The organism is Pseudomonas sp. yb_2 (assembly GCF_043103905.1).
GTDB lineage: Bacteria > Pseudomonadota > Gammaproteobacteria > Pseudomonadales > Pseudomonadaceae > Aquipseudomonas > Aquipseudomonas alloputida.
Genome location: NZ_JBICKH010000074.1, coordinates 1 through 17,918 on the forward strand (window position 1 = coordinate 1; position 17,918 = coordinate 17,918).

Sequence of the window (17,918 nt, forward strand, 5' to 3'; positions counted from 1 at the left end):
GTCCAGTCACAATGTCAGGGTCAGGCCTTTGACCAGTGCCCCGGGCAAATGACTCGACCCGGTACTGCGCTGTCCATAAGTACTGGTCGACAGGATCATCTCGCGCTCCTGGGTCAGGTCCTCCAGCTGGCTGCCCAGCAAGCTGTACAAGCTGTCATCGAAGCGCATGGTACTCACCGGCCCCTGGATCTGCCCGTCTTCTACCCAGAAAGTGGCGAAGCGGGTCAGCCCGGTCATGCGCGCCGCTGGCAGGTCCGAGTAGTTCAGGTACCACAGGTTGCTGATGTACAGCCCGGTGCCTAGACGCTCAAGGATCTGCGCACTGGCCAGATTGCCCGGCGCCAGGCTGAGCGCACAGGGCGACTCGTAGCCGTCGGCGCCATTGGCCTGCAGCTCGAACTCGGCCGCACTGCGCGCACTGATCAACCGCTGCCGTGCCTCGCCTTGCTGGATCAGCGGCACATCCAGGCGCGGCGCACCTTCATCGGAAAACGCCGGGCTAAGCGAGCCGCTGACCTGCTCGGTAAAACTGACCAGCGGGCTAAGCCGTGCATCGCCGTTGTACAGGCGCTGCAGAGCGCTGTTGCCAGTGGCCAGCGCCTGCGCGGAAAAGCCGCCCCAGCACAACATGCCGGCGACTTCGTCCATGGCCGCAGGTGCAAGGTAGGCGCGGTAGGTGCCGGGCTTGAGGGTAACTGCCGGGAGGCCGAGGAAACCCAACTGCTCTCGTGCTTGGCGCAGGCGTGCGGTGAAGTCGTCGGCACTCCAGGCCTGGCCGGCATAGTTGGCCTTCACTGCCTGGCCATTATCGTGGAACAGGCTCCAGTCGACGTTGAAACTGTTGGCCTGGTGCCAGCCGAAGGCGCCGAACGAGCTGGCGAAGCCGCGGCATACCGGGCCGGCGGCGTAGATGCCGACCAGGTCCAGGTCACCTGCTTCACGCTCGAGCAGGGCCAGTACTTCGTTCAGTGCGGGCAGGGGGTGTTCCTGCAGGCTATGGCTGTGCCAGGCGTTTTCGTCCAGGCGCAGGTAAGGGTCGAGCGCCAGCAGCGGCAAGGTCTGGCGCAGCTGCTCGAGCGCAACGTTCAGGCGCTGGCGATCCAGTTGCACGTCGCCGCTCAAGGTCACCTGCTGTTCCGCCTGGCGCCCATCGCGCACCAGCCGCAGTTGCGCGCTGGCCTGGCTGACTTCGCCGGCCTGGCGCACCTTGGCATGGTTGAAACGCACGAACTGCGATTGCTCGGCACTGTAACCGAGGGTGAACTGCTCGCCCGCCTGAAGGGCGGCGTGCACCTCCCCGACCAGGGTTTCGAAAGCGTGCTTCATCAGGCGTCTCCTCCGAATACATCGATCTGGCGGAACACACAGGCCGGCGAGGCGTGGCCGACCCGCACCACCTGATTGGGTTCGCCCTTGCCACAGTTGGGCGTGCCCAGCACCTGGAAGGTACTGTGGTCGCCAACCGCCGACAGGTTGCGCCAGAACTGCGCGGAGATGCCGCGGTAGTTGGGGTTCTTGACGATGCCCTTGAGCTCGCCATTTTCAATCAACTGGCCCCATTCGCAGCCGAACTGGAACTTGTTGCGCGCATCGTCGATGGACCAGGAACGGTTGGTACGCATCAGGATGCCGTGCTCGATGCCTCCGACCAGTTGCTCGAAAGACTGGTCGCCCGGCTCGATGTTGAGGTTGGCCATGCGGTCGATCGGCGCGCGGTTCCAGCCGCAGGCACGGCTGTTGGCCACGCCGTCCAGGCCGGAGCGGAACTGAGACAGCGCGCCACCCAGCGGGCGCAGCAGCAGGCCGTCGCGTATCAGGAACGCTTTGCTGGCCGGGGTGCCATCGTCGTCATGACTGTAGCTGGCCAGCTCTTCGCCAATGGTCGGGTCGAAGGTCACGTTCAGCAGGCTGGAGCCGTACTGCAGGTGGCCGAAGTCGCTGGTTTTGACGAAGCTGGTGCCGGCGTAGTTGCGCTCGTCGCCGAGAATGCGGTCCATCTCCAGCGGGTGGCCGATGGATTCGTGAATCTGCAGCATCATCTGGTCCGGCATCAACAGCAGGTCGCGCGGGCCACTGGGGGTGTTCGGTGCCAGCAGCAGTTGCAGTGCTTCTTCGGCCACCCGGCTGGCCGCGCCGACCAGGCCGCAGCGCTCGATGATCTCGAAACCACCCTGTTGGCCGAAGTTGTCGCGCCCCAGGCTGCGGCTTTGGCTGTCCTGGCCGTCGCTGGCGGTCACCCCCAGGCCCGGGAACAGGAAGCGCTGGGCATGGCGCAGTTCGGCGCCGGCCGAGTTCAGGTAGGTTTGCTCGACCAGGCTCAGCCCCAGGCTGGCCTGCCAGTCCACCAAACGGCTGTCCTTGGGCACGCTGGCCGATTCGGCGGCGAGCAGGCCAAGGCAGTCGGCGAGGCTGGGTACGGGTTGGTCGAAGTTGGGCGACACATGGTCGTGCCGTGCGCTGGTCACGGCGTGCTCGCGCAGGTCCAGCAGGCTGTGCCGGGCGATCTGCCGCGCCAGCGCCTCGGCTTGCTCAAGGGCGCGCTGCAGGCCAGCCTGGGACAGGTCGGCGGTGGCAGCGTAGGCCTCCACGCCATTGACCCGCACGGTGAGCATGGCACCCTCATCCTGGCTGAAGAAGGGTGGTTCGGCGACGTTGCGGCGAACCGAAAGCGCCTGGTGCGACTGTTTCACATGGCGCAGGGAAAACAACTCGGCCGTACTGCGCAGCGCAGCAAAGCGCTGGCGCAGCAGGGCGCTGGAATCGAACATGCGGATGCCTCCGTGTACACGGTGGCTCCCCCTAGAACCACCCGTCTTGCATGCCGAGGCAGGTATCGTCGTGTGCCTCGAGCAATGCCAGCTCATTATGGCAGCCCGGTACTTCCCAGGTCAGGAAATAACGCGCAGCTTGCAGCTTGCCGAGGTAGAAGTCGCGATCAGCAGCGGTTCCCTTGAGCAGACCAAGTTCGGCGTGAACCGCCTGCTCCAACCAGCGCCAGCCGATCACGCAGTGGCCGAAGGCCTTGAGGTACAAGGCAGAGTTGGCCAAGGCACCAGCGACTTTGCCTTGGGCGAGGTCACCGAGCAGGACCAGGGTGACCCCCTGCAGACGGTTGGCCAGTTGCTCCAGCGGCTGACGCAGTGGGTCAAGGTTCGGGTGATGGCTGGCACGTTCGCAGGTGGTGGCGATCAGGCGTATCAGCTGCTTGAGGCCGGCACCATTGTGCTGTGCCAGCTTGCGACCGAGCAGATCGAGCGACTGGATACCCTCGGTACCTTCGTGGATCGGGTTCAAGCGGTTGTCACGGTAGTACTGCTCCACCGGGTATTCGCGGGTGTAGCCGTGGCCGCCAAGAATCTGGATCGCCAATTCGTTGGCCTTGAGGCAGAACGCCGAGGGCCAGGATTTGACGATCGGGGTCAGCAGGTCGAGCAGGTCCTGCGCCGGCTTGCGGGCGTTTTCGTCAGGGGCCGTATGGGTGTCGTCGAACAGGCGCGCGGCGTACAGGCCCAGATCAAAGGCGCCTTCCACGTAGGCCTTCTGCGCCAGGAGCATGCGTTTCACATCCGTGTGCTCGATGATCGGTACCGCCGGGCTGTGTGGGTCCTTGTTGTCCGGCAGTCGGCCCTGCGGCCGCTGGCGAGCGTATTCCAGGGAGTAAAGGTAGCCGGCGTAACCCAGCATCACCGCGCCCATGCCTACGCCTATCCGCGCCTCGTTCATCATCTGGAACATGCAGGCCAGGCCTTGGTGCGGCTGGCCGACCAGATAGCCGACGCACTGGCCATTGTCGCCGAAGTTCAGCGCGGTCGAGGTGGTGCCGCGCCAGCCCATCTTGTGGAACAGCCCGGCCAGCAGCACATCGTTGCGCGGGCCGCGGCTGCCGTCCGGGTTTACGTGGTACTTGGGCACGATGAACAGCGAGATGCCCTTGACCCCGGGCGGGGCGTCCGGAAGCTTGGCCAGCACCATGTGCACGATGTTTTCCGACAGTTCGTGGTCGCCGCCGGAAATGAAGATCTTGTTGCCTTTGAGCCGGTAGCTGCCGTCGCCTGCTGGTTCGGCGCGGGTACGGATGTCGGCCAGCGACGAGCCGGCGTGGGGTTCGGTCAGCGCCATGGTGCCGAAGTAGCGGCCCTCGATCATCGGTTGCAGGAACAGGCGCTTCTGTTCATCGGAGCCGAAGCTCTCGATCAGGTTGGCCGCGCCCATGGTCAGGAACGGGTAGGCCGTGGTGCCGGCGTTGGCGGCCTGGAAGTGGGCGAAGCAGGCTTGCGAGACCAGGCTGGGCAGCTGCATGCCGCCGACCTCGAAGTCCCGGTTGGCGTTGAGGAAGCCGGCTTCGAGGAAGGCATCGACGGCGGGCTTAACTTCGGGGATCAGCTCGGCGCGGCCGTCCACGTAGCGTGGTTCGTTTTCGTCGGCCTTGCGGTTGTGCGGGGCGAAATACTTTTCGGCGATGGTGCGGGCGGTGGTCAGTGCCGCATCGAAGGTTTCACGGCTGTGCTCGGCGAAGCGCGGGCGCAGGGTCAGGGCTTCAGCGTCGAGGACTTCGTAGAGCTCGAAGGCGAGGTTGCGGGGGCTGAGCAAGGTCTCGGGCATGGTGGCGGTCCTGAGGCGGGATGCTGCGAGTGTAGGAGCGTGGTGAGACTGGGGACAGGTTAATAGGTTTGCGTGATATGGGTTGAGAACGCCGGGAAGCCTGCCGGTTATTGGTGAAACCAACGCAAGGTCAGGTCCTGTAATGCCTGCTCGGAACAATATAGAGACGTTTCCCATAATCCCGATCGGAAATGGACTGCTGCGGATCGAATGTCAGTTGGCCTTGAATGTGCTTTTTGGTGTTCACAAGGAAACGTTTCAGATGAGTGATGCCCACCCCGCTGACTTGGCTGAGGCCAACGGCAATCAGGTTCCCTTCTTCGTAGTCTCACCCATGAAATTTGGCGTAATGACTTTCTTTACCTTGGGCTTCTACTGGGTTTACTGCTTCTATCAAAGTTGGAGTCTGCATAGAGAGAAAACGGGAGAGCGCGTAAGTCCGCTCTGGCGAAGCGCTTTTGCAGTGTTCTTCATCTATCCATTATTGAGAAGGGCAAATGACCATATTCGCGACTCAGGTAAAACCTATCCGTGGTCCATCCTAGGGCTCACGCTGGGCTATTACGGTTTTTGCGTTGTCTGGGTGGCTGCCGGCGTCGTGTTGGAAGGCCAGCTGTGGCCGGCCTATTTTGCGGGTTTAGCCATTCAGGCAGCTTGGCTGATCATTCTGGTGTTCATGCAGAAGGGCATCAATTTCAGTGCGGGTGACAAAGAAGGGAAGGCCAACAGCCGGTTCACGCTGGCAAATTGGCTTTGGATGCTGTTGGGTATTGGGCTTATGGCAGCACAGCTGTCTGCTTTGATTGCGCTTTCACCAATGGTTTGAGCAACTTTTGGCCGGAGCTCTGTCTGAGGGGAGCTCCGGATAGTCCCCGATCCAACCCGCGCTTCCACTTGCCTTAATACGGTGGTGGCGGCAACAGTGAACGGCGGGTAGAAATTGGCCAGCAGGTCCGGCCTCTTCGCGGGTGAACCCGCTCCTACACGACGGCCTGTGCATGTGTATAGGGGCGGGTTTACCCGCGGAAGGACCGGCCCAGGCAGCCGAGAATTTCCAGGGGATAAACGGTAACAACAGAAGACACCCAAGTCACCGTTGGCATGACCACGTTCTGGTGAGCACCTGTTAGTCCAGCCCCTGCTTCAGGACATGCACGCATAAAAAAGGAGAGCCGAGGCTCTCCTTCTTCTTCAACAACCCTCAGCCATTAGCCAATGGTCATCAGGCTGGCGTTACCACCCGCCGCTGCAGTGTTCACGCTCACCGCGCGCTCGATGACCAGGCGCTCCAGCGCAATCTGGTGATCCCCGCTGGACAGCCCGTGCACCCCAACGATCGCCCCGGCACGCTTGGCCACCTGCTGGCATACGCCGCGCAGCTGGTCCGAGTCGCCATGGTGGATCACGGCGTCGAACGCCACTTCATCCTTGTTCCAGTCCGCGACCAGCTTCACCTTGGCCTGCAGCTCACGCGGCAGGCGGGCGCGCAGGGCCTTGCCCGGTTCACCGTCAACCCACACCGCCGAGCTGCCAACGGCCAGTACCGCGGCGAACTGCGCCAGCAGGTCGGTTTCGTTGTCGGCCAGGCACAGCACGTGCTCACGCGGCAGAATGGTGTAGCTGTTGCGCTCGCCGGTCGGGCCTGGCAGCAGGCGGGCGATGCCGCTCTGCGACTGGCTGGCGAACTGGCTGCACAGCGCGGCCAGGTCGGCCAGCTGGTTGTTCTCGGCCCAGGCCTTCAGGCCGTGCAGCGGCTTTACCAGCTGTTCGTGCAGGGTGCGGTCCGGCGTGCCTTCGCCGTCCTGCTGCTGGAAGTGGCGGCCAATGGCGTCGGCCGGGCGGGTCGACAGCAGGCGGTAGAGGTACAGCGGGCCGCCGGCTTTCGGGCCGGTGCCAGACAGGCCTTCACCACCGAACGGCTGCACGCCCACCACTGCACCCACAATGTTGCGGTTGACGTACATGTTGCCGGCGTTGGCGGTTTCCACCACTTTGGCGATGGTCTCGTCGATACGGGTGTGCACGCCGAGGGTCAGGCCGTAGCCGGAGTTGTTGATCTGCTCGATCAGCTGGTCCAGATTGCGGCGGTTGTAGCGCACCACGTGCAGCACGGGGCCGAAGATTTCGCGCTTCAGCTCGTCGAAGCTGTCCAGCTCGATCAGGGTTGGCATGACGAAGGTGCCGCGCTTGATCTCGGCAGCATCGGCAATGGCGACTTGGTAGACCGGGCGGCCTTTCTCGCGCATGCCCTGGATGTGCTTCTCGATGCCGGCTTTGGCTTCGGCATCGATCACCGGGCCGATGTCCACGGCCAGGCGGTCCGGGCAGCCCAGGCGGCTTTCAGCCATGGCGCCCTTGAGCATCTCGATTACGCGGTCGGCGGAGTCTTCCTGCAAGCACAGTACGCGCAGGGCCGAGCAACGCTGGCCGGCACTGTCGAAGGCCGAGGACACCACGTCGATCACGACCTGTTCGGTCAGTGCCGAGGAGTCGACGATCATCGCGTTCTGGCCGCCGGTTTCGGCGATCAGCGGGATCGGGCGGCCCTGGTTGTCCAGACGGCTAGCGACGTTGCGCTGCAGCAGGCGGGCCACTTCAGTGGAGCCGGTGAACATCACGCCTTTGACGCGCTCGTCTCCGACCAGGCCGGCACCGACAGTCTCACCGCGGCCCGGCAGCAGCTGCAGCACGCCTTCTGGGATGCCAGCTTCCAGCAGCAGGCGCACGGCCTGGGCGGCGATCAGTGGGGTTTGCTCGGCAGGCTTGGCCAGTACCGGGTTGCCGGCAGCCAGGGCTGCGGCCACCTGGCCGGTGAAGATCGCCAGCGGGAAGTTCCATGGGCTGATGCACACCACAGGACCCAGTGGGCGGTGGGCGTCGTTGCTGAAGTCGTTACGTGCCTGCACCGCGTAGTAGCGCAGGAAGTCCACGGCTTCACGCACTTCGGCAATGGCGTTGGCGAAGGTCTTGCCGGCCTCGCGGATGAGCAGGCCCATCAGCGGCTGGATCTCGGCCTCCATCAGGTCGGCGGTGCGCTCCAGAATGGCAGCACGCTCGGCTGGTGGGGTGGCCTGCCAGATCGGCGCGGCGTTCAGTGCGCACTGGATGGCGTTGTCAACGTCGGCAACGGTGGCCTCCTGCACATGGCCGACGACGTCGCGGTGGTCAGCCGGGTTCAGCACCGGTGCGGCAGCGCTCTCGCTGGTGGCGCAGGCCAGCAGCGGGGCAGCCTTCCAGTCGTTGTGAGCGGTGGCCAGCATGGCGCAGGACAGCGATGCCAGGCGGTGTTCATTGGCCATGTCGATGCCGGCCGAGTTGGCCCGTTCGGTGCCATACAGGTCGCGCGGCAGGGGAATGCGTGGGTGCGGCAGGCCGATACTGCCTTCCTGGGTACCCATGCGCTCGATGCTGGCCACCGGGTCGGCGACCAGTTCCTGGATGGAAATCGAGTGGTCGGCAATGCGGTTGACGAACGAGGTGTTCGCGCCGTTTTCCAGCAGGCGGCGCACCAGGTAGGCCAGCAGCGTTTCATGGGTGCCGACCGGTGCATACACGCGGCACGGGCGGTTCAGCTTGCCATCGGCAATCTTGCCGACCACTTGCTCGTACAGCGGTTCGCCCATGCCGTGCAGGCACTGGAACTCGTACTGGCCCGGGTAATAGTTCTGCCCGGCAATGTGGTAGATGGCCGACAGGGTGTGGGCGTTGTGGGTGGCGAACTGCGGGTAGATGGCTTCTGGCACGGCCAGCAGCTTGCGGGCGCAGGCGACGTAGGACACGTCGGTGTACACCTTGCGGGTATAGACCGGGTAGCCTTCCAGGCCTTCGACCTGGGCACGCTTGATCTCGCTGTCCCAGTAGGCGCCTTTTACCAGGCGGATCATCAGGCGGTGGCGGCTGCGCTTGGCCAGATCGATGACGTAGTCGATCACGTACGGGCAGCGCTTCTGGTAGGCCTGGATAACGAAGCCGATGCCGTTCCAGCCAGCCAGGGATGGCTCGAAGCACAGGCGTTCGAGCAGGTCCAGCGAAAGCTCCAGGCGGTCGGCTTCTTCGGCGTCGATGTTAAGGCCGATGTCGTACTGCTTGGCCAGCAGGGTCAGCGACAGCAGGCGCGGGTACAGCTCTTCCATCACGCGCTCGTACTGGGCCCGGCTGTAGCGCGGGTGCAGTGCCGACAGCTTGATCGAGATGCCTGGGCCTTCATAGATGCCACGGCCATGCGAGGCCTTGCCGATCGAGTGGATGGCCTGCTCGTAGGACGCCAGGTACTTCTGCGCGTCGTGCTCGGTCAGTGCGGCTTCGCCAAGCATGTCGTAGGAGTAACGGAAGCCTTTGGCCTCGAAACGGCTGGCGTTGGCCAGGGCTTCGGCAATGGTCTCGCCGGTGACGAACTGCTCACCCATCAGGCGCATGGCCATGTCGACGCCCTTGCGGATCATCGGCTCGCCGCTCTTGCCGATGATGCGGGTGAGCGAGGAGGTGAGGCCGGTTTCGTTATGGGTGCTGACCAGCTTGCCGGTCAGCAGCAGCCCCCAGGTGGCGGCGTTGACGAACAGTGACGGGCTGTTGCCCAGGTGCGGCTGCCAGTTGCCGGTACTGATCTTGTCGCGGATCAGCGCATCACGGGTACCTTTGTCGGGGATACGCAGCAGGGCTTCGGCCAGGCACATCAGCGCCACGCCTTCCTGAGACGACAGCGAGAATTCCTGCAGCAGGCCCTGGACGATACCGGCACGGCCGCCGGCGCTTTTCTGGTTGCGCAGTTTTTCGGCAATGCTTGCGGCCAGCTTGTTGGTGGCGTCGGCCAGCGGCGCGCTCAGGCGCGCCTGCTCCAGCAGCATCGGCACCACTTCCTGCTCGGGGCGGCGGTAGGCGGCGGTGATCGCCGAGCGCAGTACCGACTGCGGCAAGATGCTCTCGGCAAATTCGAGGAAGCACTGGTGGCTGTGGTCGGCCTGGACTTCACCGGCATCGTCGGCCGGGTTGCTGGCATGACCGTTGAGTTCGGTCAGGGTGGCACCACCCTCGAGCTTCTCCAGGTAATTGAAGATCGCTTGCTTGATCAACCAGTGAGGCGTGCGGTCGATGGACTGCGCAGCTGCTTTGAGTCGCTCACGGGTCGGGTCGTCGAGTTTGACCCCAAGGGTGGTAGTCGCCATTTCTTATCCTCGTTATTGCCACGGTTGTGGCCTAAGCTGGCGTCAAGAGTATCTGTAGGACAATTCGGGTGCAACCAGGTGCAACCCGATTTTTTCGTGTGAAAGGTGCAACTCGTCCGACAGCTATTCCCATACCCTGAAAAGGGGCGCTTTCGGTGCGATTTATTCTGAAAAAGCGGTTTTTTGCTCCCGAAAGGAGCAAGAAGTGGGCTTTGTCGGAAAATGCACGGGCAGGTGCAACTTGCAAAAGAAAAATGGTTGCACCTTCTTTGCGTTGTTGCATAGCATTCGCCGCCTGGGTGCAACCACCAACGCTGTGGTTGCGCATGATAAAAACAAACGCCAGGGCACACGCATGGGCAATCCACTAACGATCACCTTCGTGATCTACATCGCAGCAATGGTGCTGATCGGCTTCGCCGCCTATCGCGCTACCAACAACCTTTCCGATTACATTCTGGGTGGTCGCAGCCTGGGTAGCGTGGTTACCGCGCTGTCTGCCGGTGCCTCCGACATGAGTGGCTGGCTGCTGATGGGCCTGCCCGGTGCCATCTACTTCGCGGGCCTGTCCGAGGCCTGGATCGCCATCGGCCTGACAGTGGGTGCCTACCTGAACTGGCTGTTCGTGGCAGGCCGGCTGCGCGTGCAGACCGAACACAATGGTGACGCGCTGACCCTGCCGGACTACTTCTCCAGCCGTTTCGAAGACAATAGCGGGCTGCTGCGTATCATTTCCGCCATCGTCATCCTGGTGTTCTTCACCATCTACTGTGCCTCCGGCATCGTGGCCGGTGCCCGTCTGTTCGAGAGCACCTTCGGCATGTCGTACGAAACCGCTTTGTGGGCTGGTGCGGCGGCGACCATCGCCTACACCTTCGTTGGTGGCTTCCTGGCGGTGAGCTGGACCGATACCGTACAGGCTTCGCTGATGATCTTCGCGCTGATCCTGACCCCGGTAATCGTGCTGATCTCCACCGGTGGCTTCGACCAGACCTTCGCCGCTATCGAGGCGGTGAACCCGGCGAACTTCGACATGCTCAAGGGTGCCACCTTCATCGGCATCATCTCGCTGATGGGCTGGGGCCTGGGTTACTTCGGCCAGCCGCATATCCTGGCGCGCTTCATGGCCGCTGATTCGGTGAAGTCCATCGCCAAGGCGCGCCGCATTTCCATGACCTGGATGATCCTGTGCCTGGCGGGTACCTGTGCCGTTGGCTTCTTCGGCATTGCCTACTTCTCGGCCCATCCTGAGCTGGCAGGCCCGGTTAGCGAGAACCACGAACGTGTGTTCATCGAGCTGGCCAAGATCCTGTTCAACCCATGGGTTGCGGGTGTCCTGCTGTCGGCCATCCTGGCCGCAGTCATGAGTACCCTGAGCTGCCAGCTGCTGGTGTGCTCCAGTGCCCTGACCGAAGACTTCTACAAAGCCTTCCTGCGCAAGAATGCTTCGCAGGTCGAACTGGTGTGGGTCGGCCGTCTGATGGTGCTGGCCGTGGCCCTGATCGCCATCGCCATGGCCGCCAACCCGGAAAACCGCGTGCTGGGCCTGGTGGCCTATGCCTGGGCTGGCTTCGGTGCCGCCTTCGGCCCGGTGGTGCTGATTTCGGTGCTGTGGAAAGGCATGACCCGTAACGGTGCGCTGGCCGGTATCGTGGTGGGTGCGCTGACGGTGATCCTGTGGAAGAACTTCGACACCCTCGGGTTGTACGAAATCATCCCGGGCTTCCTGTTCGCCAGCATCGCCATTGTTCTGGTGAGCAAGCTGGGCAGCCCTTCGCAGACGATGGTCAAGCGCTTCGAAGCGGCTGATGCGGCGTATCACGCCGACAAGTAACACTCGTTGAATTGGCGGCGCCTGCTTTGCGGGTGCCGCCAATCAGCAGCCAGGCCTGACTCCGCCTGCAAGGCAAGGTAAACTTGCCGCCTTCGCAGGAGTTGCCATGAACTATCGTCACGCCTTCCACGCCGGCAACCACGCCGACGTCCTCAAACACATCGTGCTGACCCGCCTCATCGCCCTGATGTCGCGCAAGGAGCAGCCGTTCGCCTATATCGATACCCACGCAGGGCTCGGCCTGTACGACCTGCAAGGCGACCAGGCAAGCCGTACCGGCGAGTACCTGGAAGGCGTAGCCCGCCTGTGGAATCGCGATGACCTGCCGGCCATGGCCGACGACTACCTGCGCATCATCAAGCGCCTGAATGCCGATGGCGAGCTGCGCTACTACCCGGGGTCGCCCGAACTGGCCCGTCGCCTGATGCGCCAGCAGGACCGCGCCCTGCTTAACGAGAAGCACCCCGAAGACGGGCCGCTCCTCAAGGAAAACATGAAAAAAGACCCGCGCGTGACCGTGCACCTGGGTGAAGGCTGGCATGTGCCGCGGGCCTTGCTGCCGGTGCAGGAAAAGCGCGCGATCATGCTGATCGACCCGCCGTTCGAGCAGGCCGATGAGCTCAAACGCTGCACCACGGCCATGAAAGAGGCGATCGGCCGCATGCGCCAGACCGTTGCGGCCATCTGGTACCCGATCAAGGACCAGCGCTCGCTGACCCGCTACTACCAGGACCTGACAAGCACTGGCGCGCCAAAGCTGCTGCGGGTCGAGCTGTATGTGCATCACCAGGACAGCCCGCAGGGCCTGAATGGTTCGGGCTTGGCCATTGCCAACCCACCATGGGGGCTGGAGGATGAACTCAAGGAGCTGCTGCCATGGCTGGCCAAAGAGCTGGCACAGACCGCCGGTAGTTACCGCATGGACTGGCTGATCGCCGAGTAAGCCTGTAGGCGCGGGTTTGCCCGCGAACACCGGCTACGCCGGTGCCATCCACCGCGTTGCCTGCTTCGCGGGTGAACCCGCCCCTACAAGGGGGCGGTGTGCCTCCAATGTTTGCGTTATAATCCCGCCCTTTAGCCGCCATCCGCCCAAGAGGCCGCTGGCGCATTTTTACCGAATGAAGAGGCTAATCCCTTGGCATTGACGATTCTTGGCCTGTCCGGCGCCCTTAGCCATGACCCTTCCGCGGCCCTGTACATTGACGGCAAGCTGATTGCCGCCGCCGAAGAAGAGCGCTTCGTGCGTGACAAGCATGCGAAGAACCGCATGCCCTACGAGTCGGCGAAGTTCTGCCTGGAACAGGCAGGCATCAAGCCGTCCGACGTCGACGTGGTAGCCATCCCGTTCGCCCCGATCAGCCTGTTCGGCAAGGCGCGGTGGCACTATGCCAAGCGCTATTGGTACGCCCCGGATCGTGCACTCGATGCCATCCTGATGGGCAACCGTCGCTACAAGCGCTATCGCAAGCAGATCGTCTGGTGCCTGGAGCAACTGGGCTTCGACCCGAAAAAGGTCAAGATCGAGCCGGTCGAGCACCACCTGGCCCACGCTTCCAGTGCTTATCATTGCTCGGGTTTCAAGGAAAAAACCGCAATCCTTGGCATTGACGGCAAGGGCGAGTACGCCACCACCTTCTTTGGTTACGGCGAAAACGGCAAGATCCACAAGATCAAGGAGTTCTTCGACCCGGACTCGCTGGGTGGCCTTTACGGTGCCATTACCGAGTTCCTGGGCTTCGAAATGCTCGATGGCGAGTTCAAGGTCATGGGCATGGCGCCGTATGGCGACGCCAGCAAGTATGATTTCTCGCGTCTGGCCAGCTTCGAAAACGGCGAGTTGGTCATCAACACCGAGTACGCCAACGTTATCGGCCTGCGCCGCTATAAAGAGAAGGGCAAGGGCTTCTACTTCTCGCCAAAGCTGATCGAATGGCTGGGCCCCAAGCGCGAAGGCGACATCGCCGACGAGCCGTACATCCATTACGCCGCCAGCATGCAGGCGCTGTTCGAGAAACTGGCGCTGCAGATGATCGACCATTACCTGGGCGACACCCTGCGCGAAACCGGCAAGCTGGCCTTCGCCGGCGGCTGTGCGCTGAACGTCAAGCTCAACCAGAAGATCATCGCCCGTCCGGATGTGAAAGAGCTGTTCGTCCAGCCGGCCTCCGGCGACGCCGGGACTGCCGTTGGCGCCGCTGCCTATGTTTCCCACGCCCGTGGCGTTCCGGTCGAGAAGATGGAGCACGTCTACCTTGGCCCGTCGTACTCCAACGAAGACGTGATCGCCGCCTGCGCCCGTCACCCGAACCAGCCGAAGTGGCGCAAACTCGAGAACATGCCGCAGCAGATCGCCCAGATCATGGTCGATGGCAACCCGGTAGCCTGGTTCCAGGGCCGCATGGAGTTCGGGCCGCGTGCCCTGGGTGGCCGATCGATCATCGGTTGCCCAAGCGTGGAAGGCGTGGCTGACCGCATCAACCACCAGATCAAGTTCCGTGAACGCTGGAGACCTTTCTGCCCGTCGATGCTCGACACTGTCGCCCCGCAGATGATCAAGGTCGACCATCCCGCGCCGTTCATGACCTTCACCTTCGAAGTCGCTGAAGAGTGGAAAACCCGCGTGCCGGAAGTGGTGCACGAGGACGGCACTTCGCGTGCCCAGGTGCTCAAGCGCGAGTACAACCCGCGCTACTACGACATGATGAAGGCACTGGAAGACCTGACTGGCAACGGTGTGTCGCTGAACACCTCGCTGAACCGTCGTGGTGAACCGATGATCTGCTCGCCGACCGATGCCCTGAACATGTTCTTCGGCTCGGACCTGCAGTACCTGATCATGGAAGACATCCTGGTTGTGAAGGACGGCGCGGCCCCGTATGACCAGCCGCTCTGAACCGCGCATCCTGCAGTTCTGCCATGGCTATGACGGGCCGTTCCTGGACTGCGCCCGTCAGTACGCCAGCCTGTTTCAGGGGCGTGGGTACCAGGTGACCACGGTATTCCTCACCGGCGCCGCCGATGCGCAGGTGGCGGCTGGCTGTGCGTCGGACGAGGTGCTGTTCCTTGAGTTCAGTTCCAAGGCCGTGCGTGGCCTGAAACTCGGCGCCATCCGCGCATTGCGGCGCATTGCGGCCGAGCGCAATTTCGCTTTCTGCATCGCCCACCGCTTCAAGCCGATCTACGTTGCCCTGCTGGGGACCGGCCTGCCGGTGATTGGTGTGCACCATGCCTTTGGCGACTACCAGCGCAAAGGCCGCCGCCTGTTCGCGAACCTGTTCAGCAAGCGTCTGAGCCTGTTGGGTGTTTCGGACGCGGTACGTGACGATATGCGCCGTTGCTTGCCGCAGTGGCCGGCCGAACGCATCCAGACTCTGTACAACCGCATCGACATCGACGCCCTGCAAGCAGCCCTGGTGCCGCGCGCTGACGCACGCCAGGCCTTGGGCCTGGATGCTCAGGCGTGGATCGTCGGCAATGTTGGGCGCCTGCACCCGGACAAGGATCAGGCCACCCTGTTGCGCGGTTTTGCCCAGGCACTGCCGGGGCTGCCGGCTGGCGCCCGCCTGGCAATCCTCGGCAAGGGGCGTCTGGAGGCCAGGCTCAAGGCGTTGGCCGCCGAACTTGGCATTGCCGGGCAAGTCGACTTTCTTGGCCAGGTACCGGATGCGCGCCGTTATTTCCAGGCGTTCGACGTGTTCGCTTTGAGTTCCGATCACGAGCCGTTCGGCATGGTCCTGCTCGAAGCGATGGTTGCCGGTGTGCCGGTGTTGGCCACGGCCTGTGGCGGTGCCCGCGAAGTGGTCGAGGGCGTTGGCGTGCTGTTCCCGCTGGGCGACGCCGCGCAGCTGGCCCAGGGCCTGCAGCACATGGCCGTACTGGACGCTGGGCAGCGCCAGGCCTGTGCCAGGCACATGCTGCAGCGCCTGGGTGAGCGTTTCTCTGATCAGGCGGTGCGCGAGGCCTTCTGGCAACTCCCACAGGTGCGCGCGTTGGTGGGGCAGGCCTGATGCTCAATCGTATCCAGGCCTTCCGCGAACGCGGTTGGCAAGCTATCGATGCCAAGGCTTATGCCCAGGCGTGGGCGCGCTTTGGCGGCAGTGTTGCCACCCATCCGCTGGTGGTCGAGCAACTGGCGGACCTGGCACAGATCCCGGTGCGTTACCTGGGCTGGCACCAGGCTGGCGAGCTGAAAGCCGCCATCCCGGCCTGGGGGCGTCATCTGGCACTGTCCAAGGACGTGCTGAAGCGTGCTGGCAAGAAGGCCCTGTTCGACCTCGGTAATGCCGAGATCATTCTACCGGCGGCGTCTGATGCCGCTGCACCGTTGCGCCATACAATGCGTTACCTGTCCGAACTGAACCAGGGCCGCTTCAGCGGCCTGAAGGCGCAGAAGGAGCAGTTGGCCATGGCCCGAGCGCCTGAAGACCTGTCGAAGAAGTTCCGCTACAACCAGCGCCGTGAACTGCGCCTGCTGGAAGAGGCGGGTGGCGTGGTACGCCCGATCAGCGACTTCAGTGCCCAGGAAATCGCCAGCATGTACTGCGACCTGTTCCTGCGCCGCTGGGGGTTCCCGGCTACCGGTGCCGAGCGTATGGCCGATGTGCTGGAGCGCCTGCGTGAGCTGCTGATCGGCTCGGTGCTGCTGCTGGCCGGTAAGCCGATTGCCATCCAGCTGGTGTACCGCGTCGAAGCGCCGGAGTGGATCAGCGTCGAGTACATCAATGGCGGCGTCGACCCTGAAACCAAGGCCTTCAGCCCAGGCAGCGTGCTGAGCTTCCTCAATACCCAGGCCGCCTGGGAAGACGCCCGGTCACGCAACAAGCCGCTGCGGTTCTCGTTCGGCCGTGCTGACCGTGAGTACAAGGACCGCTGGTGCAACCCTGTGCCGGTGTATCAAGCGTGAGCCGCAAGCAGCAGTTGCTCAAGCGCCACCGGCGCAACAAACGCCTGGGGCTGCTGGCAGGCCTGGTTGCGCTGGTCGCCCTCGGTGTTTTCAGCTGGTGGTGGCTGCCACTGCTGCTGTTGCCGCTGCTCTGGGCTGCCCATGAGGCCTGGTTTGCCGACCACCTGTTCTATGCACCGGGTGAGGACTATGCCTACGACTTCGGCGATCAGGTGCGGCAGGTTCCTGCCAGCCTGCACGATGGCTGGCTCAAGGCTGATTGCACGTTGCAGGGCGACGAAACCCTGGTGCTTGAGCTGCGGCTAAAGAGCAGCTGGTTGGGGCGCTTTCTCGACCCTCGGGTCGAGCTGCTGGCTGGCGAACAGGCCGATCGGCAAGCGTTCGAGCGTGGCGTCGATGGCGTGCGCTTCCTTAACCTGACGGGTCTTGCTGCGCCACTGCAGGCCGGTACGTTGCGACTGCGCGGTCGGTATTGCCGCCTGCAGGGTCAGTTGCGCCTGTGGATAACCCCCTCGGTCGAGCTGCAGCGGCGCCGGGTAATGGTGATCGCGCCACATGCCGACGACGCCGAGTTGGCCGCGTATGGTTTGTACAGCCAGGCCGACGAAAGCTGGGTGGTGACCCTGACCGCCGGTGAGATAGAGGCCGAGCACTACCAGCAGATGGGCCTGGCAAAGGCCGAGGCCGCGCGCCTGAAGGGGCGCCTGCGTGCATGGGACAGCATCGTCGTGCCGCGTTGGGCCGGCGTGCCGGAGTCGCGTTGCATACAGCTGGGCTACTTTTGCCTGCAGCTGCCTGCCATGCAGGCAGCACCCGACCAGCCGGCCGCCTCACGTGAAGCCGACCTGGCCGATATCCGCGTGTTCCGCCAGTTCAACCCGTTCCCGTTACCGGGCGACCGTGATGGCGCACCCACCTGGCACAACCTGCTGGCCGACCTGCGAGCCTTGCTGGAGCTGGCCAAACCAGAGGTGCTGGTGATGCCGCACCCGCAGCTAGACCCCCATCCGGACCATATCTGCGCTCAGGCGGCGGTATTGGAAGCCTTGCAAGGTATGGCCTGGCAGCCACAAACCTTGCTGTGCTACGCCAACCACCTGCACGATAACGACCGCTGGCCGATGGGCGACAGTGGCGATGGCGTGGCTTTGCCGCCGCAATTGAGCGCTGCCCAGGCCTGGGCACCCTGCAGCCTGGTGCTGGACTGCGCGACCCAGCGCGACAAGGCCATGGCCCTGGGCATGATGCACGACCTGCAGCCGCCGGCACCGTTCAAGCGCCGCCTGCGCCGTCTGCTGCAACGCTGGCTTGCCGGGCGACAGCCATCGCCTTTTGGGGAGAACGAATTCTTCCGCAAGGCCGTGCGCCGGCACGAACTGTTCTGGCGGCGTGAGCTGTAAGCACGCCCCATGGTTGA

General features: G+C 63.5%; 11 protein-coding genes. 7 read left to right on the forward strand and 4 right to left on the reverse strand.

What is annotated here, in order from left to right; all coding sequences use genetic code 11:
• Positions 1 to 6: 6 nt before the first annotated feature.
• Genes ACF8FB_RS19605 through ACF8FB_RS19615 form a run of 3 tightly spaced genes read right to left on the reverse strand, consistent with a single transcriptional unit; the run spans position 7 to position 4,602 of the window.
• The gene (locus ACF8FB_RS19605) at positions 7 to 1,326 is read right to left on the reverse strand and encodes a TldD/PmbA family protein (protein WP_392510615.1); all 1,320 of its coding nucleotides are present in this window, start codon (positions 1,324 to 1,326) and stop codon (positions 7 to 9) included.
• Entirely contained in the window at positions 1,326 to 2,768 is a 1,443-nt protein-coding gene (locus tag ACF8FB_RS19610; protein WP_392510614.1) for a TldD/PmbA family protein, read from the reverse strand. The genes ACF8FB_RS19605 and ACF8FB_RS19610 overlap by 1 nt, the downstream gene beginning before the upstream one ends.
• Positions 2,769 to 2,799: 31 nt before the next feature.
• Entirely contained in the window at positions 2,800 to 4,602 is a 1,803-nt protein-coding gene (locus ACF8FB_RS19615) for an acyl-CoA dehydrogenase (RefSeq protein WP_392511700.1), read from the reverse strand.
• Positions 4,603 to 4,744: 142 nt separating this feature from the next.
• Here ACF8FB_RS19615 and ACF8FB_RS19620 point away from each other — a divergent pair, with 142 nt between their 5' ends.
• Positions 4,745 to 5,428, forward strand: coding sequence for a hypothetical protein (locus ACF8FB_RS19620; RefSeq protein ID WP_049587477.1), 684 nt, complete (start codon positions 4,745 to 4,747; stop codon positions 5,426 to 5,428).
• A gap of 382 nt (positions 5,429 to 5,810) precedes the next feature.
• Here ACF8FB_RS19620 and putA read toward each other — a convergent pair whose 3' ends face one another.
• On the reverse strand, positions 5,811 to 9,764 hold the full coding sequence (gene putA, locus ACF8FB_RS19625; RefSeq protein ID WP_392511701.1) for a trifunctional transcriptional regulator/proline dehydrogenase/L-glutamate gamma-semialdehyde dehydrogenase: 3,954 nt from the start codon (positions 9,762 to 9,764) through the stop codon (positions 5,811 to 5,813).
• A gap of 355 nt (positions 9,765 to 10,119) precedes the next feature.
• On the opposite strand from putA, the gene putP reads away from it, so the two are divergent.
• The 6 genes from putP (at position 10,120) to ACF8FB_RS19655 (ending at position 17,901) form a co-directional block, all read left to right on the forward strand.
• Positions 10,120 to 11,598: a sodium/proline symporter PutP gene (putP, locus tag ACF8FB_RS19630; RefSeq protein WP_010955522.1), complete on the forward strand. Its 1,479-nt coding sequence runs from the start codon at positions 10,120 to 10,122 to the stop codon at positions 11,596 to 11,598.
• 106 nt (positions 11,599 to 11,704) lie between these two features.
• Positions 11,705 to 12,541, forward strand: coding sequence for a 23S rRNA (adenine(2030)-N(6))-methyltransferase RlmJ (locus tag ACF8FB_RS19635; protein WP_010955521.1), 837 nt, complete (start codon positions 11,705 to 11,707; stop codon positions 12,539 to 12,541).
• Between the two features lie 192 nt (positions 12,542 to 12,733).
• Positions 12,734 to 14,491, forward strand: a complete 1,758-nt coding sequence (locus ACF8FB_RS19640; RefSeq protein WP_392511703.1) for a carbamoyltransferase — start codon at positions 12,734 to 12,736, stop codon at positions 14,489 to 14,491.
• The gene (locus ACF8FB_RS19645; protein ID WP_010955520.1) at positions 14,475 to 15,605 is read left to right on the forward strand and encodes a glycosyltransferase; all 1,131 of its coding nucleotides are present in this window, start codon (positions 14,475 to 14,477) and stop codon (positions 15,603 to 15,605) included. Before ACF8FB_RS19640 ends, ACF8FB_RS19645 begins: the two co-directional genes overlap by 17 nt.
• A complete protein-coding gene (locus tag ACF8FB_RS19650) occupies positions 15,605 to 16,501 on the forward strand; it encodes an antimicrobial resistance protein Mig-14 (protein WP_392511705.1) in 897 nt (298 codons plus the stop codon). Before ACF8FB_RS19645 ends, ACF8FB_RS19650 begins: the two co-directional genes overlap by 1 nt.
• Entirely contained in the window at positions 16,498 to 17,901 is a 1,404-nt protein-coding gene (locus tag ACF8FB_RS19655) for a PIG-L deacetylase family protein (protein ID WP_392511707.1), read from the forward strand. Before ACF8FB_RS19650 ends, ACF8FB_RS19655 begins: the two co-directional genes overlap by 4 nt.
• The last annotated feature ends 17 nt before the right edge of the window (positions 17,902 to 17,918 follow it).